This window comes from Mesorhizobium sp. M0243 (assembly GCF_040321775.1).
Taxonomy (GTDB): Bacteria; Pseudomonadota; Alphaproteobacteria; order Rhizobiales; family Rhizobiaceae; genus Mesorhizobium.
Genome location: NZ_JAMYSF010000004.1, coordinates 276,948 through 294,619 on the forward strand (window position 1 = coordinate 276,948; position 17,672 = coordinate 294,619).

Below are 17,672 nucleotides of genomic sequence, written 5' to 3' on the forward strand. Positions count from 1 at the left end.
AGGAAGGGAGCCAAGGTTGGCGAAGTCGCGCCTTCCCTCTCCTCCGTCGACGATAGAAGCTCGACGGAGTGGGGGCCATCTTCGTAAGAATTCATATGCGAGCTCTGCGTTTCATCGTGCGAGGAAACAGCCTACGCGTGCACTTCGATGTCGTGGCCGCCGACCGCCGGCACTGCCGGATCGTCGCCGGCGGCGGCGATGACGCTGTCGAGCAGGCCGGGGAAGCGGGCGTCGAGATCGGCGCGGCGCAGTGTGATCATGCGGTTGGTGCCGACCACCTCGGCACGGGTGACGCCGGCCTCGCGCAGTTTGGCGAGGTGGTAGCTCAGATTGGTCTTCGAGCCGAAATCCAGGAACTGGCTGCAGTTCAGCGGCACGCCTTGCTTGCTGGCGAGATAGCGCACGATGGCGAGCCGGGTCGGATCGCCGAGCACGCCAAGCACGATCGGCAGGCTGATCTGGTCCGTATTGGGGTGTGGCAAGGTCATGGCTCGAAACTAAGCACAGTCGGGTCCGATTTCAACGCATCCATCATTGTTGGCCCGCACGCGGCCTTTCTCCGTCTCGCGCCGACCTGTGCTGACACAGGGCTGTCAGGAAGGTTCAGCTATTTTTCCCTGGCTTCATTGACATGATGCCCTATTATGTCCAATTGTTCAATAACTTTTGAACTAAGGACATCCCGCCATGGACAAGCGCCTTTTCTGGCTAGCGCTCGGATCGTTTACGATCTCGACCGAAGGCTTCGTCATCTCCAGCCTTCTGCCCGACATCGCGGCGGATGCCGGCATCTCCATTCCGCTGGCCGGCACGCTGATCACCGCCTTTGCGCTCGCCTATGCGATCGGCACGCCGATCCTGGCGACGCTGACAGGCGAATGGGACCGGCGCCGCGTCATCCTGTGGACGCTGGTGTTCTTCGTGCTCGGCAACATCGCCGCTGCCTTGAGTTCCTCCTTCGAACTGCTGCTGATCGCGCGCATCGTCATGGCGCTGTCGTCGGGCCTGTTCGCCGCAACCGCGCAAGGCACCGCGGTGGCGCTGGTCGATGACCATCACCGGGCGCGTGCCATCGCCGTCGTCGTCGGCGGAACCACGGTGGCCGTTGCACTGGGTGCGCCACTGGGCGCGCTCGTTGCCACCGTTGCCGGCTGGCGCGGCACCTTTTTTGCCATCGCCGGCCTTGGCGCGCTTGCAGGCGCGATCCTGTGGTACCGGCTGCCGCGGGGCATCGTTGGCACCAGGCTGCCCTTGAAGCGCAGGCTGGCGGCAGCGCTGCGTCCCGGCGTGATGCCGATCCTGTTGACGACGGTGCTGGCGCTGATCGGCGCCTTCACCGTCTTTGCCTATGTCGCGCCGCTTGCCATCGAGGGCGGCGGTCTCAGCCAGATCGCGCTGCCCGGCATGCTGCTCGGCTTCGGCGTCGGCGCCGTCATCGGCAACATTGGCGGCGGCCAGGCCGCCGACCGGTTCGGCGCGACCCGCACCGTCGGCTGGTCGTTGGCGCTGAGCGCCGGCATGCTGGTCCTGCTGTCGGTCATCCCGACCTTTCTGCCGCCGCATATTGCCGGACCGGCGCTGATGGCGATGATGGTGCCGTGGGGCATCGTCGGCTGGGCCTTCCCGCCGGCGCAGGCCAGCCGCATCATCAAGCTGGCGCCCGATGCCGCCCCGATCGTGCTGTCGCTCAATGCCTCGGCGCTCTATCTGGGCGTCGCACTCGGCGCGGTGGTGGGCGGTGCCGTGCTGCGCTACGGCGCGCCGGCCGATCTCGGCCTGATCGCCGCGATCTTCCCGATCGTCGGGCTTGGCATCGTGGTGGCCGGCCGCCGGGCGGCTCGGCCTGTAGAGATGCCTGCCGAGTAATCTCTTTGAAAGCCGTCGGCCGGCTCAGCTGGCCGGGGGCAGATCAAAATCCAGCGCGGCGATGTCATCCAGCGCCGCGCGCAGCTTTTCAGCCTTGTCCCTGCCGACGACATCCTCGAAACGCTGCTGGGCGATTTGCCACAGCTTCATCGCTGCCTCGAGCTTGGCCAACCCTTGCGGCGTCAGCCGCACACGCTTGACGCGGCGGTCCTCCGGATCGGCGAAAGTCTCGACATAGCCGTCGCGGATCAGTGGTTTCAGCGTATGGCCGAGCGCCGACAGGTCCATGATCAGCGACGTGGCGATAGCCCCCATCGCCGGCTCGGCGCCGATATGGATCTGGTAGAGCAGGCCCTGCTGCGTCGCCTTGAGGCCTGACGGCTCCACCACATCATCATAAAACTTGCCGAGCTTGCGCGCCGCACGGCGCAGCGCGGCGTTGTTGCAGAGCGTGAGGCCGGGCAAGCTGTCCTTTGACATGATGGTCCTTGGCGCCGGCGAATGAGGCCCGGCTGCTACCCTCAAATAATCCTCGTCCGTATCATTGACAAGATAGTGGCATATGCCTACTTCACGATTAGTGGCATATGCCACTAATTCAAATCAAGCGGCTTTCCGGCAGCGCGGCAGATGCCACGGCGCCGGATCAGTCGAAGCGAACCAGATCAGTCGAAGAAGGAACAGGACAATGAGTGGACAGGGCAACAAGGGCACGGCGGTCGTCACCGGTGCTTCGTCGGGCATCGGCGCGGTCTATGCCGACCGGCTGGCGGGGCAGGGCTACGATCTGGTGCTGGTGGCGCGGCGCGCCGACCGGCTGGAGGAACTGGCCGGGAAGCTGCGCCAGACCTATAGCCGCAAGGTCAGCGTGATCAGCGCCGACCTCTCCAACGACGACGACGTCCGCCGCGTCGAGCAGGCGATCGCCAGCGACGACAGCGTGACGCTGCTGGTCAACAATGCCGGCCTTGGCGGCCAGTCCGTGGTGGCAACCGCCGATGCGGACGCTGCCGAACGCATGATCAAGGTCAATGTCATCGCCCTGACGCGGCTGACCCGTGCCGTGCTGCCGGGGTTTTTGGCGCGCAACCGAGGTGCGGTCGTCAACATCGCCTCGGTGCTCGCCTATGAGACCTCGTTCGGCGGCATCTACAGCGGCACCAAGGCCTATGTCGTCAACTTCACCGAGGCTCTGCACCGCGAGGTCGCGGGTACGGAGGTGAAGGTGCAGGTGGTGCTGCCGGGCGCGACACGGACCGATTTCTGGGAGCTTGCCGGCAGCGATATCGACCAGCTTCCGAAGGAAATCATCATGACGGCCGACGATATGGTCGATGCGGCCCTTGTCGGCCTTGCCAGGGGTGAAGCCGTCACCGTGCCGGCGCTCGCCGAGCCGGCCAAGCTGGACATTTTCCTCGGTGCCCGGCAGGCCTTCTACGGCAGCCTGCACGCCGACAAGCCGGCGGCCCGCTACGCGGCTTGAGGGTTTCGAGGCCGATAGCAGAAACTGGGTTCCTCGCCCCCACGAATGTGGGGGAGAGGTGGCTCGGCGAAGCCGAGACGGAGAGGGGGACTGGCTCGACGGAGATCAAGTTTCAAGAAGTATCCGCCCTACGAAGCCCCCTCTCCGACCGCTTCGCGGCCACCTCTCCCCCGCGTTGCGGGGGCGAGGAACCCAGGTTCTGCAAGGCCGCGCTTTACGCCGTCCGCCACATCGGAATGATCGAGGCGGCCAGCACCAGCGCCAGCACGATGTTGAGCGCGCGCCATTGCCATTCGGTCTTGAGCAGCCGCGCCAGCACCATTCCGGCCACGCACCACAGCGACAGCGAGGCGGCCGCCGCGAGGCCGAAAGTGGCGCCGAGCAGCAGCGCGAGCTGCATCGGCCCGCTGGCCAGCGCCGCGAACGAGGCCGCGGCGCCCAGCCCCATCGCCCAGCCCTTCGGGTTCATCCATTGAATGCCGGCGCCGCCGAGAAAGCTGTTCGGCCTGGCCATGCTCACATCCAGATTGGGCGGTCCGCTGCGGCCGATCTTGATCGCCAGCCAGAGGAGATAGAGCGAGCCGATGACCTTCATGGCCAGTTGCAGCGAAGGCATGGCAATCAGCAGACCGGCGAGCCCGGCGGCGGCGGCACCCGTCACCGTGGCGAGGCCGGCGGCGCTGCCGACCAGCAGAGGCACGGAACGGCGAAACCCGAACTGGGCGCCGGACGCCGTAGACAGGGTTGTGGCGATGCCGGGCGTGGTGGTGGCGACGATGGCAAACAGGATGAGCGGGAGAATGGGCTCGAGCATGCGGCGTCCTCTGTCAGGGCTGCGATCGTAGCTGCGCGCGAACTTCAGTAAATGCAATGTTTGCCATGGTCGGCATTAGGATGGATAATGCCAGCCATGATCCGAAATCTCGACATGGCGCTGATCCGCACCTTCATCACCGTCGCCGACAAGGCCAGCATGACGGCGGCGGCCAATGCGCTGCACCTGACGCAAGGTGCTGTCAGCCAGCAGGTCAAGCGGCTGGAGGAGGCGCTCGGCTCCTGCCTCTTCGAGCGCGACCGGCGCGGCTTGCGGCTGACGCGCGCCGGTGAACAGCTGTTCGGCAGGGGCAAGCGGTTGCTGGCCTTGAATGACGAGATCTGGGCGGAGATGGCTGGGACACCGGTGGCCGGCCAGGTGCGGCTCGGCGTGCCCTACGACCTTGTCGGCACCTTGCTGGCGCCGGTGCTGAAGACCTATGCCGAGACCTATCCGCAGGTCGAGATATCGCTGGTCTGCGCCTCGTCGCCGGAATTGGCTGCTGCCCTTGCGGCCGGGACCATCGAACTTGCGGTGATCGAGGAACGCGTCGGCCCGTCGGCGGGCGAGTGCCTTGCCATCGACCGGCTGGTCTGGGTCGGCGCCAAGGGCGGCGTTGCCCGCGCCAAGCGGCCGCTGCCGGTGTCGATCGTCGCCGACACCTGCGCCTTCCGCCCGGCGGTGCTGGCGGCGCTCGGTGAGCATGGGCTGGAGTGGCGCACCGTGTTCGAAAACGGCAACATCGACGCGACGACGGCGACGGTGCGCTCCGACCTCGCCGTCACCGCCTGGCTAGCCTCCACGGTTCCGGCGGATCTCGACATATTGCCACCGGAGTCCGGCCTGCCGCCACTGCCGAATTTTGCCATCAACCTGCATCTGCCGAGGCATGGGGTAGGGCCGGCGGCGCAGGAATTCGCACGCCATATCCGCGATGGGCTGGCACGACGGCCGGTGGCGGCTTGAGAGACTTCTCAGAACTTGGGTTCCTCTACCCCGTCGATCGGGGGAGAGGAAAGGGTGCAAAGGCCGTCCTGCTACTTCCAGTTCTTGCGCCGTTCGAGCTCGGCGTCGGACGGCTCCCCTGTGACAAACGACCCAACCTTGATCTCGCCTGATCGTTCGTAGGTCGCCATGATGACGCCGGTGCTGGTTGCCTGCGACTTGATGAGCTTGAAGGCGGCCGGCATCGCGCTGTCGCCGAACAGCCGCTTGCCCTTGCCCAGCAATAGCGGGAAGATCATCAGCCGAATTTCGTCGATCAGCCCGTTGGCGAGCAAAGTCTGGATCAGATCGCCAGATCCCTGGATGAGCAGGTCCGGCCCATCCTCCTGCTTGAGGCGGCGCAACGTCGCGATGATATCGGGTCCGAGCGCTTGCGTGTTCTGCCAGGTGAGGGTGTCAGGCCGATGCGTCGCCACATATTTGGTCGCGGGGTTGAAGGCATCCGCGATCGGATCTTTCTGATACGGCCAGTAGGCGGCGAAGATGTCGTAGGTTCTGCGGCCGAGCAGCAGGGCGAAAGGCTTGGAGAACAGTTCATCCATCGCCGCGGCCCCCGCCTCGTCAACGTAATGGAAGGTCCAGCCGCCGAACTTGAAGCCGCCGGCCGGATCCTCTTCCGGGCCGCCGGGTGCCTGCATGACGCCGTCAAGGCTGACGAATGTCGCAGAGATGATCTTTCTCATTCCAATGCTCCCGTTCTTCGATCCACGCCGTCGTGGCCGGACTTCAGCCCAAGGACGGGCGACGAGCCACCGGTCCGACAGGACATATGAAATTTTGGCAAACCACCATCATTTGCGAGGCCCGGGGTGGAGATCTTCCGACGAGAACCAGACATCGCCCGATATGGCGGTGGCGGTGTCGTCCGGTGCCCTGTCCTGGACCAGCCAGATCGAGCGGCTGCGCGCGGCCTGCTCGCGCGTCGGGATCCTCGACGCTGAGTCTGCGAGCGAGGCGCCGACACAGGGAATGAACCACGATCGCATGAACGGATCGCAGGCGAAGCCTTTTTGCGTGCGGATCACCATCACCGCCAGTGGGACGCGCTCGGCCGGGCGCCAGGGGAAGATCATGCGGCCGCCAGGTCGCAGCGCCTTCAGCCACCCTGCTGGTGGCGCTGCGACGCCAGCATTGACATAGATGATGTCGGATGGCGGCAGGGGCGTCGTCACCGCATCGCCATGGACGACCGTTGCATTGCCATATGCTTCGAGATTTTTGCGCGCCAGATCGGCCAGTTTTTCGTCGAGTTCGAAGCCGGTGACGGTGCCGCCTGGTAAAACCAGCCTGGCCAGCACGGCGGTGTAGTAGCCGGTGCCGGCGCCGATATGAGTGACGGCCTCACCAGGTTTAGGCGCAAGCTTTCCGATCCACATGGCGTGCAGGAAGGGCTCGCCATTGTTGATGCCCTTGTCGTCGTCGAGCGTCACCAGCACGTTCTGATAGATATGAGCCGGGTCGGCGCTCGGCGTCGTGACCTTGCCGTTGCCGGCGATGACCGTCCACGGCCCGGGACCAAGAAACGCTTCGCGTGGCACCTCGGCGAAAGCCGCTTCCAGGCGTGGGTCGGGCGAGCCGGCATTGGCGACCAGCAGCCGCGCGTAGAATTTCCTGATGTCTTCGATCCGGGCCATGCTGCGGGACAACATAGCGCGGATTGCCAATTTGTCGCGAGGCTACCCTCTGCGCAGAGGGTAGTCGATTTCCCGGCGAGGCGGAGCTTAGCCGATCCCGAACAGGGTGTCGTAGAGCAGCTTGAAGTTGAGCCCCAGGATGACTGCGGCGACCACCCAGGCAAGGGCGGCGACGCCGCGCGGAATGGCGAGATTGCCCATCTTCTTCTTGTCGGAGACGAATTGCACCAGCGGGACGACTGCGAAGGGCAACTGCATCGACAGGATCACCTGGCTGAATACCAGCAACTGGCCGGTGCCCTTTTCGCCATAGAGCGCGGTGACGACCACCACCGGGATGATGGCGAGGCCGCGCGTCAGCAGTCGGCGTGCCCAGTTGGGGATGCGCAGGCGCAGAAAGCCTTCCATGATGATCTGGCCAGCAAGCGTCGCCGTCACCGTGGAGTTGAGGCCGGAAGCCAGCAGCGCCACCGCGAACAGGATTGAGGCGATGCCGAGGCCGAGCAGCGGCGACAGCAGCTCGAAGGCTTGGCCGATCTCGGCAACGTCTTGATGGCCGGTGTTATGGAAGGCGACCGCCGACACGATGAGGATCGAGGCGTTGACGAACAGCGCCAGCATCAGGGCGATGGTCGAGTCCGTCGTTGCCCATTTGATGGCATCGCGCTTGCCCTTGTCGGTGCGCTCATAGGCACGGGTCTGCACGATCGAGGAGTGCAGATAGAGATTGTGCGGCATGACGGTGGCGCCGATGATGCCGATGGCGATGTAGAGCATCGCCGGATTGGTGACGATTTCCGACGACGGCACGAACATGGCATGCAGGATCGAGCCGGCCGGCGGGGCGGCGACGAAGATCTGGATGGCGAAGCAGCTGAAGATGATGATCAAAAGCGCGATGACGAAGGCTTCGAGATAGCGGAAGCCCTTGTTCATCAACAGCAGCACGAGGAAGGCATCGAGCGCCGTCAGCATGGCGCCGCCGATCAGCGGAATGCCGAACAGAAGTTGCAGCGCGATCGCCGTGCCGATGACTTCGGCCAGATCGCAGGCGATGATGGCCAGTTCGCAGGCGATCCACAGCACGAAATTGACTGGACGGGGATAGTAGGCGCGGCAGGCCTGGGCGAGGTCGCGGCCGGTGGCGATGCCGAGCCGTGCCGCCAGCGCCTGCAAAAGGATCGCCATCAGGTTGGACAGCATGATGATGAACAGCAGCGTGTAGCCGAACTGCGCGCCGCCGGCGAGATCCGTCGCCCAGTTGCCCGGGTCCATATAGCCGACCGAGACCATGTAGCCGGGACCCATGAAGGCGAACAGGCGACGGAACCAGACGCCCGAGTTCGGCACGGCGATGGAGGAATTGACTTCGCGCAGGCTGGGCTGCTCGTCCTCGTCGGGCCTGGCGAACCGCCATGAGGAACGGGAGGCTGTGGCTTCGGCTTCAGACATGAAGGAGGGCTTTCCGCGGGACTGGACGATGTTGCCTCAAGCTATGCCATGGCTCAACATTATGCAATATGCTATATTTCATTGTCGTTGCTTTTAGGCGGCTGGCGGTCATCGGGTGAAACGGCAATCGGAAGCGCTGGTTGCACCTGTGGCGGAATGCAAATAAACGGCCTGAAGAATCAGAGCCCGTGCTATGAAAGCGTGGACGGGTGATAGCCTCGGGAGGAGCGCGTATTGGCGCCGAAGAACAGACCAGTCCCGCGTGAGCCGCTGCTCGACGCCGAAATTCATTCGGAGGGATTCCGGCAGCAGCGCGAAGCGCGCCGCAGCGCGCTGGTCGAGGATTATGTCGAGCTGATCGCCGATCTGATCGAGGACGGCAACGAGGCGCGCCAGGTCGACATTGCCGCACGCCTTGGCGTTGCCCAGCCGACGGTGGCCAAGATGCTGACCAGGCTGTGCGCCGACGGGCTGGTGTCGCGAAAGCCCTATCGCGGCGTTTTCCTGACCGATGCCGGCCGCAAGGTCGCCGAGGAGAGCCGCATCCGCCACCAGACGGTGGAAGCCTTTTTGCGCTCGCTCGGTGTCAGCGCCGAGACGGCGCGCATCGACGCCGAAGGCATCGAGCACCATGTCAGCGTCGAGACGCTGGAAGCGTTTCGCAAGGCGATGACGGCGACGCGTTGAGCCGAACCCGCCGCTGGATTTCCTGAGCCGCCGGAACCGCCGTACGCCACGCACGTTGCTGCTGACACCGCGCGATGTCGCGGCAAGGGAGGAAGCGATGGGCGTTGAACGGGCACCGACCGCAAAGGGCAAGCAGGCTGCCGAGGGACTGACACAGGCGGCGGCAAGCGATGAGCGCAAAACCGAGGCCGAAACCCACCATTCGCTGAAAAAGGGCGCGGCGCGTTTCGAGGAACGTTCGAAGAGCTCCGACGGCAAGAGCGCCGGCGCCAAGCAGGAAGATTAGACGTCTGTCAGGTTGACGTCAGCTGTTCTGGGCGAACGCCGTCTGCCGGAACGTGGTGGCGGCGCTTTCAACAAACCGTTCCCTCACTCGCGGACGTCCTGCACCCAGCTGCGCGGGTGGCCGTCGACGCGGAACTGGAAGATGAAATAGGGCGGAATGCAGGTGCCTTTGCCAGCTTTCGCTTCCGCCAGATCGTCATAGCCTGCGGTGCAGATGTAGTCCTCGCGGCAGGGATGCGCCTTGTCGCAGGCTCGTAGGCCGGCGGTCTTGGTAAATTCCTTCGTGCAGAATTTGTGGTCCTTGCCCGACGCGATGCAGTCGTTGAAGCCGGTCTTGGCCAGACGCCCGCACGTTGCTTCGTCGGGAAGCTTGTCGCAGCTTGCCTTGCGCAGCATGCCACCGGGAAAGCCGCCGGTCTTCTGCTGCGGATTGTCGTAGCGCTGGCGCGCGGCGCCATAGCCGGCGAGTTTGACCAGCGGCTTCTTGTCCTTCGCGGAGTCGATGGCGCAGGCCTTGGCGGTGGCCGGCGACAGGCGGCAATACTGGTCGCTGCCCCAGCTCGACATCTTGATCTCGCCGAACTCGACGGGGTCGCCGACCACCGTGCCTGCTTCGCTGACGCAGGTGCCGAAGCCTGGATGGAAGGCGCTTTCGTGGACACCGGCGCAGCGCAGGCCCGCACCGCAGCTCCAGTCCTTGAAACTTGCATCCTCGCCGCGATAGCAGATCGAGCCCCAGCCATTGTAGAGGTCGGTGTCTTTCAGCGCCTCGGCATATCTGGCGTCCGGACGGGCGGCGAAGCTGCGCGTAAAGTCTAGCTGACTGCCGGCGGCGAACTGCTCGACGATGGCACGGCGGCGCGGCAGGTCGGCGAAGAACACGGCCGAGCCCGGCACGAAGACGGCGTTGCGGCGCGGCTCGCTCACCGGATCTGCGCCGGTGTAGTGGAAACCGGCAATGCCACGCGTCTGATGGCAGCCGGTGCAGCTCATCTCGTTGAGCCGCAAGTTGAAGCCGGCCACCGACTTGATGGTCGAGAGTGTGTTGCCCCTGGCGATATAGTTCTTCAGCGCCTTGTCGATGTCCGCGTCGTCGACCAGCCCGTAGACGATGTTGTTCTGCGACCGGCTGAGACCGCCGGGGGCGACGGAGACGGCGCTCCTGGCCAGGAACTTTTCGTCGATCACCAGCCGGCCATGGTCGAGGTCGTAGATGTTGCGGTCGGTGAGCAGCCATTTGGCGAAGGACGGCTTGTCGGCCAGCACAATGGCGCGGTCGATCTGGTTTTCCATCTTCGCTTCATAGAAGCTGGACGCAGCCGGATCCCATTTGAAGATCTTCAGGAGATATTCGGCATGGCCGCCGAAATCGCGCCGCGTCGAGGCCGACAGCCTGAGCACCTGCATGTTGAGTTCGAGCCGCATGATCTGCGACGAATTCAGCATGGTGCCTGACAGCGGCCCTTCGTCGGAGCGCAGCCAGGCGGCAAGCTGGTCGGGTGGCAGGTCTTTTTTTCCAGCTGCCAGCCAGCGCTGGGCAACATCGGCGCAGGACACGTCAGTGGCGCTTGGCAGGTCCTTCGAGGCGCGCGCTTGTGCCTGCCTGGGTTTGGCGTTGAACACCAGGCTCATGGTCAGCGGCAGGCGCGAGGAAATGCGCTGGCCCGCCTTTCCCTTCACAGGCTTTTCCGCGACCGAATAGTGGAAACGGTAGATCAGCCGGATTTCGCCGCATTCGGTGTGGCCGAGATAGCCGCGGTCCATGCGGTTGACGACGCCGGTCAGGTCCAGCGTCGAGCCGTCGTCATCGATGTATTTCGGATTGAATTTCTGGCTGGTGTCCTTCGACTTCGCCATGGCAGCAACATAGGGATCGGGGCTGGTCTTCGGCTCGTCGGCTATCTGCCGCTTGACTGTGTCGCGCACCGTGGCCAGCGCCGGCACCGAAAACAGGCCGCGATTGTCGACCTCGCGGGTGAGGCCGAGTGCCGGGCCCAGCAGGCGGCTGATCGACAGGCCACCACGCTCCAGCGCCTGCAAGGTGGCGGGATCGGTGACGGCAACGCTGGAATCGAGCGTGGCGGCACGGGCGGACCCGATGCCGAAACAAGTCAATGCCGTCAGCAACAGCAGGAATTGGCCGATCGTCCGCAAGCGCCCCTCGCTTCCCAGAGAAACGGACATTAACGGTCTTCGATAGTCTCGGCCATGGGGACGATTGCAACGCCGAGCCGCTCGCCGCAACGAGCTTGGCCGCAAGGCGACCCGTATGGCAAAAAAGGCCATCGAAAAATGCTGTGACTTGGCGCAACCATTGGGATAATTGTTTGTTGCCCCGGAACAACGGGGAAGTTGCTGCACGAGGAGTTGCCATGCTCTGGAAGGGCCGTCGTCAGAGTGACAATATCGAGGACGACCGCAGCGACAGCGGCGGTGGCGGACTCGGCGGCGGCGGTGGCCAGTTCCGCATTCCGATCGGCGGCCGCACCGGTGGCGGCGGCAGCATCTTCCTCGTCATCCTGGTGGTGCTGGCCGGATGGTATTTCGGCTTCGATCCGTCGACGATCCTAGGTGGCGGCGACGGCGGCCTGCTGCCGGGCGGCGGCGGCCAGATCACCGACAACAGCGGACAGGACAACGGTGCCACACCGGCCAATGACGAGATGAAGCAGTTCGTGGCCACCGTGCTGGCCGAGACCGAGGACACCTGGTCCGGCATCTTCAAATCTCAGGGCCTAACCTACGAGGATCCGAAACTGGTGCTGTTTTCCGGCCAGGTCCGCTCGGCCTGCGGCTTCGCTTCCGCGGCGGCCGGACCGTTCTATTGTCCCGGCGACCACAAGGTCTATCTCGACATGACCTTCTTCCAGCAGCTCGACCAGCAGTTCGGCGCCTCGGGCGAATTCGCCCGCGCCTATGTGATTGCGCATGAGGTCGGCCACCACGTGCAGAACCTGACCGGCATCATGTCCAAGTTCAACCAGATGCGGCAAAGCATGGGCGAGGTCGAAGCCAACCAGATGTCGGTGCGAATCGAGCTTCAGGCCGACTGCTTTGCCGGCGTGTGGGCGCATTACACCGGGCAGAAAGGCATATTGGAGCAGGGCGACATCGAGAGCGCACTGAACGCCGCCAAGCAGATCGGCGACGACACGCTGCAGAAGAAGACGCAAGGCTATGTTGTGCCGGAAAGCTTCAACCACGGCACCTCGCAGCAGCGGCAGACCTGGCTGGCGCGTGGTTACAAGAGCGGCAAGCTGTCGGAGTGCAACACGCTGAGTGGGCCGATCTGACAGACCGTTTTCGAGCTTCACCTGCCGGCGATGCTGCCGTCAGGGGGTATCAGGATGAATAGAATCAGCCTGTTCTCACATTGTTCCTTGCGGCGGGCTCGCCTATAAGTGCGTCCGCCTGCGCCTGAGGGCGAGCAGAGGAGCTTGATCCTGCATGATCGACCCTAAAACCGCCAGACGGGGCCTTGCGCTCGTCTTCACCACGCTGCTGCTCGACATTATCGGCTTCGGCATGATCATGCCGGTGCTGCCGGCCTATCTCAGGGAATTGACCGGGGTCAGCATCAGCGGCGCGGCGATCGAAGGCGGCTGGCTGTTCTTCGTCTATGCGGCGATGCAGTTCGTCTTCGCGCCGATCATGGGCGGCTTGAGCGACCGGTTCGGGCGGCGGCCGATCCTGCTCGCATCGGTGCTGACCTTCTCCATCGACAATCTGATCTGCGCGGTCGCCTGGTCCTACCCGATGCTGTTCATCGGGCGTGTGCTGGCCGGCATTTCAGGCGCCAGCTATTCGACGACTTCAGCCTTCATCGCCGATATTTCGAATAATGAGAACCGGGCAAAGAATTTCGGCCTGCTCGGTATCGCGTTTGGCGTCGGCTTCGTCATCGGGCCGGTTCTCGGCGGGCTGCTCGGTACGTTCGGGCCGCGCGTGCCGTTCTATTTCGCCGCCGGGCTCGCCTTCGTGAATTTCCTCATTGCGTTGTTTTTCCTCCCGGAAACGCTCGATGACAAGCATCGCCGCCGCTTCGAGTGGAAACGCGCCAACCCGGTCGGCACGCTGCTCCAGATGCGCCAATATCAAGGCATCGGCTGGATCGGGCTTGTCTTCTTCCTGATGACGCTCGGGCACATGATGTATCCGGCGGTCTGGTCGTTCGTCTCCAGCTATCGCTATGGCTGGAGCGAGCAGCAGATCGGCTTCTCGCTCGGCGCCTTCGGCCTGTGCGGTGCGATCGTCATGGCGACGGTGCTGCCGCGCGTGATCCCGAGGCTTGGCGAGTGGAAGACGGCGGTCATCGGCCTGACATTCACGGCAGCCAGCGCCTTCGGCTATGCCTTCGCGTCGCAAGGCTGGATGATCTATGCGGTGATCGTCGTCGGCTGTCTGGAAGCGCTGGCCGATCCACCGCTGAGGAGCCTCGCCGCCGCCAAAGTGCCGCCATCGGCGCAAGGCGAATTGCAGGGGGCGATGACCTCGATCTTCTCGATCACCTCGATCATCACGCCGCTGCTCTATACGGCGATCTTTTCCTGGTTCACCGGGCCAAGCGCGCCGGTGACCTTCGGCGGTGCGCCCTATCTGGTGGGCGCATGTTTTCTGACGCTGGCGGTCATCGTCTTCGTCACCAAGGTGGCGAGGCCCGCGGCGCGCGCAAATGTCACCGCCGGCGTCGCCGAAGATCGAGCGCAGGTGTGAGTCACAGCCGCATTGCGCTGACTCGGGACGGACTGTCGCTGTCGCGGTTGGTCTTCGGCGCCTCGCGTCTGCTCGACAGCGCCGCCCGCCCGGATGCCGATCAGGTCGCACGGCTGATCGGCACCGCCGTCGATCTCGGCCTGACCAGCTTCGATCATGCCGACATCTATGGGAACTACGAGGTGGAAGCGGCCTTCGGTGCGGGATTGGCGCGCTGGGAAGGCAAGCGCGACAGCATCGAGCTGATCTCGAAATGCGATATCATGCTGAAGTCGCCAAACCGGCCGGACAACCGGCTGAAGCACTACGATACCGGTGGCGGCCATATTGTTGCGTCGGTGGAGCGGTCGCTTGCCAATCTCGGCACCGACTATATCGACCTGTTGCTGCTGCACCGGCCCGACCCGCTGACGGATGCCGACGAGACGGCGGCAGCTCTTGCCAAGCTGGTCACATCTGGCAAGGTGAGGGCGGTCGGCGTCTCCAACTTCACGCCGTCGCAGTTCGATCTGCTGGCCTCACGGTTGCCGTTCGCCCTCGCCACCAACCAGATCGAAATGTCGGTGCTGAAAACGGCCGCATTGACCGACGGCAGCCTGGACCACGCGCAGCGCCTTGCCTATGCGCCGATGATCTGGTCGCCGCTCGGGGGCGGCTCGCTGTTCACCGGCAAGGAGGGGCGCGAGGCGCGGGTGCGGGCAGCGCTTGCTGCGGTGGCCGCCGAGATCGGAGCCGGCGATCTGGCTGCCGTCGCGATCGCCTGGCTATTGCGCCATCCGGCCCGATTGGTGCCGGTGCTGGGTTCGATGAAGCCGGAACGGCTGGCCGCCATGGTCAAGGCGTTGGAGATCAGCCTCGACCGCCAGCAATGGTTCGCCATCCTGGAAGCCAGCGAAGGCCGGCCGGTGGCGTAGGACGAGATACTAGAGTCTTTGTTTGACGCAATTCCCGGACGGAAAACCGTTTCACACTTTTCCCGGGATTGCTCTAGGTTTCGATCCATTCGCCGGGGATATCCAGCGTCTTTGCCAGCATGGCACTGGTCTGCGGCGATGGTTTGCGACGATTGGATTCGAGGTCGGACAGGAAACCCTGGCTGACACCAATAGCAGTCGCCAAATCGGCTTGGGTCAGGTTGCGCCAATTGCGCAGCGCCTTGAGCCGGCTCGAGCCCCGCAGGATATCCATGGTCACGGCAGCGGGCAGGGGCTTTTCCGTTTTGAGCTCGGCCTTCCGTTCATCGTAGATCGCCACATCCGCAGCATCCATGGCTTCTTCAGCGGCATGCAGCAATGCCTCGTAGTCGGCCCTCGGGATGACGACCAGTTCTTCGCCGGTTGAGGTCTTGATGATTTGCGGGGCGTTCATGATGATGTCCTGTCCTATGGCCTGCTATAGGTCGTCGTTTCACGCTTGCGATGTAGATCGCGAGAATCGTGGTGCGGTCTTCGTCGAATATGACGCGGTAGCGGCCGATACGCAGTCTATAACCGTTCCGGCCGGCAAGACGCTTTACATCTCCACGACCGCTGACGGCGTAAGTGATCAAACCTTCGGAAACCTGCTCGCGGACATCCGCCTGCAGGTTATCGAGATCGCGAGCCGCCGATACTGAAAGGATGATCGTCTTCACAACAAATAATATCGCACATTTATCGCTTTGCGTTAAGCGATATTATAGCTAACAGCCGATCCTCAAAGGATCAGGCCCGTTCGGCCAGCAATTCCTCGCCGCGCTTTTCGCGGATCAAATTGACGAAGCGGCGGAACAGGTAGTGCGAATCCTGCGGGCCGGGGGAGGCTTCGGGGTGATGCTGGACCGAGAACACCGGCCGGCCGGTCAGCGTGATGCCGCAGTTCGAACCATCGAACAGCGAGACGTGGGTTTCCTCGACGCCCGATGGCAGCGAGTCGGCATCGACGGCAAAGCCGTGGTTCATCGAGACGATCTCGACCTTGCCGGTGGTGTGGTCCTTGACCGGATGGTTGGCGCCGTGATGGCCCTGGTGCATCTTGGCGGTCTTGCCGCCCAGCGCCAGTGCCAGCATCTGGTGGCCGAGGCAGATGCCGAACACCGGGATGTCGGTCTTCAACAGATCCCGGATGACCGGCACGGCATAGTCACCGGTGGCTTCCGGGTCGCCGGGGCCATTGGAGAGAAAAATGCCGTCCGGCTGCATGGCAAGGATTTGTTCGGCGCCGGTCTTGGCCGGCACCACCGTGACCTTGGCGCCGAGGCCGGCGAGCAGGCGCAAGATGTTGCGTTTGACGCCATAATCGATGGCGACGACGTGCATTGTCGGTTCGGTCTGCTCGCCAAAGCCTTCGTTCCACACCCAGGGCGTCTCGCGCCAGACCGAGGACTGGCCCGACGTGACTTCCTTGGCGAGGTCAAGCCCGATCAGCCCCGACCATGCGGCGGCGCGGCGCTTCAGATCGTCGAGGTCGAACACGCCATCGGGCGCATGCGCGATGACGGCGTTGGGCATGCCCCTTTCACGGATCAGCGCGGTCAGCGCGCGGGTGTCGATGCCCGACAGGGCGACGATGCCGCGCTTCTTCAGCCATTGGTCGAGACCAGCGCCGGCGCGGTAGTTGGACGGGTCGGTGACATCGGCCTTGAACACGGCGCCAACGGCGCCGGCGCGGGCGGCCGGATTGAGATCCTCGATGTCCTCGTCATTGGTGCCGATGTTGCCGATATGCGGGAAGGTGAAGGTGACGATCTGGCCGGCATAGGAAGGGTCAGTGAGGATTTCCTGGTAGCCGGTCAGCGCCGTGTTGAAGCAGACTTCGGCGACGGCGGAGCCGGTGGCGCCGAGGCCGCGACCTTCGATGACGGTGCCGTCGGCCAGCACCAGAAGGGCGGTCGGCTTTTCAGTGGTCCAGGCGGGCGTCGAGGCGGCGGTCATCTCGGCCATGGCGGCACTCCTATCGGGCTGCCCGCTGCAACCGGCCCGGCGGGCCATCTGCGCGGCAAACGGCGCGAAGCGGCGATTTTCGCGGCCTCCACGCAGTCAAATTTCCGTTCATGCAAGGCCCAGTACATAGGGGAAGGGGGCAGAGCGGTCAATGATCATGCGAAATGCCGCCATGTTTTATTTCGCCTAGCAAAATCAGTGGCTTGCCCCGGCATATCAGGGTTTGCCTTGGCTCGCCCCCGGCGCTATTGTCCGCGCCGATCGAAGGAGAATGCATCATGCGCGGCAAAATCGCCGAATCCCTGAAGAGCGCGATGAAGGCGCAGGACAAGCACCGGCTGCCGACATTGCGGCTGATCCAAGCCGCCATTCACGATCGCGACATCGCCAATCGCGGTTCGGGGAAGGAGCCGGCCAGCGACGAGGAGATCCTGCAGATCCTGGCCAAGATGGTGAAGCAGCGCGAGGAATCCGCCAAAGCGTTCGACGACGGCAAACGGCCGGAGCTCGCCGCGCAGGAGCGCGGCGAGATGGAGATCATCCGCACCTTCCTGCCGACACAATTGGACGATGCGGCGGTAACAGCGGCGGCGCGTGAGGCGATCGCGGCGACGGGTGCGGCCAGCCAGAAGGACATGGGCAAGGTGATTGCCGCACTGAAGCAGAAATATGCCGGCCAGATGGATTTCGGCAAGGCGAGCGGCATCGTCAAGGGTCTGCTGCAGTAGGGTGCTGCTCATCTCGTCGCTTGGGTGGCCGACCGCCCGCTCCCGGAACCCAGATTCGTCCGGAATCGAAGTCCAGGAGTGGAA

Annotated in this window: 19 protein-coding genes; 10 read left to right on the forward strand and 9 right to left on the reverse strand. The window is 64.0% G+C overall.

Annotation, left to right across the window (positions count from 1 at the left end; translation table 11 throughout):
- Positions 1–131: 131 nt before the first annotated feature.
- Positions 132–488 carry an ArsR/SmtB family transcription factor gene (locus NKJ11_RS07490; protein WP_128305503.1) on the reverse strand — a complete coding sequence of 119 codons (357 nt, stop codon included), beginning with the start codon at positions 486–488 and terminating at the stop codon, positions 132–134.
- Positions 489–687: 199 nt separating this feature from the next.
- On the opposite strand from NKJ11_RS07490, the gene NKJ11_RS07495 reads away from it, so the two are divergent.
- Positions 688–1,866 carry an MFS transporter gene (locus NKJ11_RS07495; RefSeq protein WP_352792999.1) on the forward strand — a complete coding sequence of 393 codons (1,179 nt, stop codon included), beginning with the start codon at positions 688–690 and terminating at the stop codon, positions 1,864–1,866.
- A gap of 24 nt (positions 1,867–1,890) precedes the next feature.
- Here NKJ11_RS07495 and NKJ11_RS07500 read toward each other — a convergent pair whose 3' ends face one another.
- Positions 1,891–2,346: a MarR family winged helix-turn-helix transcriptional regulator gene (locus NKJ11_RS07500; RefSeq protein ID WP_352440436.1), complete on the reverse strand. Its 456-nt coding sequence runs from the start codon at positions 2,344–2,346 to the stop codon at positions 1,891–1,893.
- Between the two features lie 208 nt (positions 2,347–2,554).
- On the opposite strand from NKJ11_RS07500, the gene NKJ11_RS07505 reads away from it, so the two are divergent.
- Positions 2,555–3,349 (forward strand): SDR family NAD(P)-dependent oxidoreductase, encoded by a 795-nt coding sequence (locus NKJ11_RS07505; RefSeq protein WP_128305500.1) that lies wholly within the window; start codon positions 2,555–2,557, stop codon positions 3,347–3,349.
- Between the two features lie 214 nt (positions 3,350–3,563).
- Here the strand turns inward: NKJ11_RS07505 and NKJ11_RS07510 are convergent, their stop codons facing one another.
- Positions 3,564–4,163 carry a LysE family translocator gene (locus tag NKJ11_RS07510; RefSeq protein ID WP_352793000.1) on the reverse strand — a complete coding sequence of 200 codons (600 nt, stop codon included), beginning with the start codon at positions 4,161–4,163 and terminating at the stop codon, positions 3,564–3,566.
- A gap of 96 nt (positions 4,164–4,259) precedes the next feature.
- On the opposite strand from NKJ11_RS07510, the gene NKJ11_RS07515 reads away from it, so the two are divergent.
- Positions 4,260–5,129, forward strand: coding sequence for a LysR family transcriptional regulator (locus NKJ11_RS07515; protein ID WP_352775852.1), 870 nt, complete (start codon positions 4,260–4,262; stop codon positions 5,127–5,129).
- 71 nt (positions 5,130–5,200) lie between these two features.
- Here the strand turns inward: NKJ11_RS07515 and NKJ11_RS07520 are convergent, their stop codons facing one another.
- From NKJ11_RS07520 to NKJ11_RS07530, 3 genes are all read right to left on the reverse strand, one after another.
- Entirely contained in the window at positions 5,201–5,851 is a 651-nt protein-coding gene (locus NKJ11_RS07520) for a dihydrofolate reductase family protein (protein WP_352775848.1), read from the reverse strand.
- A gap of 108 nt (positions 5,852–5,959) precedes the next feature.
- Positions 5,960–6,802 (reverse strand): protein-L-isoaspartate O-methyltransferase family protein, encoded by an 843-nt coding sequence (locus NKJ11_RS07525; protein WP_023809695.1) that lies wholly within the window; start codon positions 6,800–6,802, stop codon positions 5,960–5,962.
- 87 nt (positions 6,803–6,889) lie between these two features.
- A complete protein-coding gene (locus tag NKJ11_RS07530) occupies positions 6,890–8,254 on the reverse strand; it encodes an Nramp family divalent metal transporter (RefSeq protein ID WP_352556103.1) in 1,365 nt (454 codons plus the stop codon).
- A 234-nt stretch (positions 8,255–8,488) separates the two neighbouring features.
- Between NKJ11_RS07530 and mntR the strand changes: the two genes are divergently transcribed.
- Together mntR and NKJ11_RS07540 are read left to right on the forward strand one after the other, a co-directional pair.
- On the forward strand, positions 8,489–8,941 hold the full coding sequence (gene mntR / locus NKJ11_RS07535; RefSeq protein WP_023809693.1) for a manganese-binding transcriptional regulator MntR: 453 nt from the start codon (positions 8,489–8,491) through the stop codon (positions 8,939–8,941).
- A 97-nt stretch (positions 8,942–9,038) separates the two neighbouring features.
- Positions 9,039–9,227, forward strand: coding sequence for a hypothetical protein (locus NKJ11_RS07540; protein ID WP_023809692.1), 189 nt, complete (start codon positions 9,039–9,041; stop codon positions 9,225–9,227).
- 83 nt (positions 9,228–9,310) lie between these two features.
- Here NKJ11_RS07540 and NKJ11_RS07545 read toward each other — a convergent pair whose 3' ends face one another.
- Positions 9,311–11,410: a hypothetical protein gene (locus tag NKJ11_RS07545; RefSeq protein ID WP_031212682.1), complete on the reverse strand. Its 2,100-nt coding sequence runs from the start codon at positions 11,408–11,410 to the stop codon at positions 9,311–9,313.
- 188 nt (positions 11,411–11,598) lie between these two features.
- Between NKJ11_RS07545 and ypfJ the strand changes: the two genes are divergently transcribed.
- The 3 genes from ypfJ (at position 11,599) to NKJ11_RS07560 (ending at position 14,853) form a co-directional block, all read left to right on the forward strand.
- Entirely contained in the window at positions 11,599–12,519 is a 921-nt protein-coding gene (gene ypfJ, locus NKJ11_RS07550; protein WP_023809690.1) for a KPN_02809 family neutral zinc metallopeptidase, read from the forward strand.
- A gap of 154 nt (positions 12,520–12,673) precedes the next feature.
- A complete protein-coding gene (locus NKJ11_RS07555; RefSeq protein ID WP_352793001.1) occupies positions 12,674–13,939 on the forward strand; it encodes a TCR/Tet family MFS transporter in 1,266 nt (421 codons plus the stop codon).
- The gene (locus NKJ11_RS07560; RefSeq protein ID WP_023809688.1) at positions 13,936–14,853 is read left to right on the forward strand and encodes an aldo/keto reductase; all 918 of its coding nucleotides are present in this window, start codon (positions 13,936–13,938) and stop codon (positions 14,851–14,853) included. The genes NKJ11_RS07555 and NKJ11_RS07560 overlap by 4 nt, the downstream gene beginning before the upstream one ends.
- Positions 14,854–14,926: 73 nt before the next feature.
- Here NKJ11_RS07560 and NKJ11_RS07565 read toward each other — a convergent pair whose 3' ends face one another.
- Positions 14,927–15,307: a helix-turn-helix domain-containing protein gene (locus NKJ11_RS07565; RefSeq protein WP_023809687.1), complete on the reverse strand. Its 381-nt coding sequence runs from the start codon at positions 15,305–15,307 to the stop codon at positions 14,927–14,929.
- Here NKJ11_RS07565 and NKJ11_RS07570 point away from each other — a divergent pair.
- Complete coding sequence (locus NKJ11_RS07570) at positions 15,306–15,554, forward strand: hypothetical protein (protein ID WP_352793003.1); 249 nt, start codon at positions 15,306–15,308, stop codon at positions 15,552–15,554. The two genes, NKJ11_RS07565 and NKJ11_RS07570, sit on opposite strands and share 2 nt — an antisense overlap.
- A gap of 88 nt (positions 15,555–15,642) precedes the next feature.
- Here the strand turns inward: NKJ11_RS07570 and carA are convergent, their stop codons facing one another.
- Positions 15,643–16,860: a glutamine-hydrolyzing carbamoyl-phosphate synthase small subunit gene (carA, locus tag NKJ11_RS07575; protein WP_031212679.1), complete on the reverse strand. Its 1,218-nt coding sequence runs from the start codon at positions 16,858–16,860 to the stop codon at positions 15,643–15,645.
- A 278-nt stretch (positions 16,861–17,138) separates the two neighbouring features.
- On the opposite strand from carA, the gene NKJ11_RS07580 reads away from it, so the two are divergent.
- Positions 17,139–17,588 carry a GatB/YqeY domain-containing protein gene (locus NKJ11_RS07580; protein WP_013530126.1) on the forward strand — a complete coding sequence of 150 codons (450 nt, stop codon included), beginning with the start codon at positions 17,139–17,141 and terminating at the stop codon, positions 17,586–17,588.
- Positions 17,589–17,672: the final 84 nt, after the last annotated feature.

Excerpts from the sequence above, each read along its gene's own strand:
- NKJ11_RS07500 (WP_352440436.1), bottom strand. The coding sequence starts at position 2,346 with ATGTCAAAGGACAGCTTGCCCGGCCTCACGCTCTGCAACAACGCCGCG.
- NKJ11_RS07525 (WP_023809695.1), bottom strand. The coding sequence starts at position 6,802 with ATGGCCCGGATCGAAGACATCAGGAAATTCTACGCGCGGCTGCTGGTC.
- NKJ11_RS07570 (WP_352793003.1), top strand. The coding sequence starts at position 15,306 with ATGATGATGTCCTGTCCTATGGCCTGCTATAGGTCGTCGTTTCACGCT.
- carA (WP_031212679.1), bottom strand. The coding sequence starts at position 16,860 with ATGGCCGAGATGACCGCCGCCTCGACGCCCGCCTGGACCACTGAAAAG.
- NKJ11_RS07490 (WP_128305503.1), bottom strand. The coding sequence starts at position 488 with ATGACCTTGCCACACCCCAATACGGACCAGATCAGCCTGCCGATCGTG.
- NKJ11_RS07515 (WP_352775852.1), top strand. The coding sequence starts at position 4,260 with ATGATCCGAAATCTCGACATGGCGCTGATCCGCACCTTCATCACCGTC.
- NKJ11_RS07520 (WP_352775848.1), bottom strand. The coding sequence starts at position 5,851 with ATGAGAAAGATCATCTCTGCGACATTCGTCAGCCTTGACGGCGTCATG.
- NKJ11_RS07495 (WP_352792999.1), top strand. The coding sequence starts at position 688 with ATGGACAAGCGCCTTTTCTGGCTAGCGCTCGGATCGTTTACGATCTCG.
- NKJ11_RS07545 (WP_031212682.1), bottom strand. The coding sequence starts at position 11,410 with ATGTCCGTTTCTCTGGGAAGCGAGGGGCGCTTGCGGACGATCGGCCAA.
- NKJ11_RS07565 (WP_023809687.1), bottom strand. The coding sequence starts at position 15,307 with ATGAACGCCCCGCAAATCATCAAGACCTCAACCGGCGAAGAACTGGTC.
- NKJ11_RS07580 (WP_013530126.1), top strand. The coding sequence starts at position 17,139 with ATGCGCGGCAAAATCGCCGAATCCCTGAAGAGCGCGATGAAGGCGCAG.
- NKJ11_RS07510 (WP_352793000.1), bottom strand. The coding sequence starts at position 4,163 with ATGCTCGAGCCCATTCTCCCGCTCATCCTGTTTGCCATCGTCGCCACC.
- NKJ11_RS07530 (WP_352556103.1), bottom strand. The coding sequence starts at position 8,254 with ATGTCTGAAGCCGAAGCCACAGCCTCCCGTTCCTCATGGCGGTTCGCC.
- NKJ11_RS07505 (WP_128305500.1), top strand. The coding sequence starts at position 2,555 with ATGAGTGGACAGGGCAACAAGGGCACGGCGGTCGTCACCGGTGCTTCG.
- NKJ11_RS07555 (WP_352793001.1), top strand. The coding sequence starts at position 12,674 with ATGATCGACCCTAAAACCGCCAGACGGGGCCTTGCGCTCGTCTTCACC.
- ypfJ (WP_023809690.1), top strand. The coding sequence starts at position 11,599 with ATGCTCTGGAAGGGCCGTCGTCAGAGTGACAATATCGAGGACGACCGC.
- NKJ11_RS07540 (WP_023809692.1), top strand. The coding sequence starts at position 9,039 with ATGGGCGTTGAACGGGCACCGACCGCAAAGGGCAAGCAGGCTGCCGAG.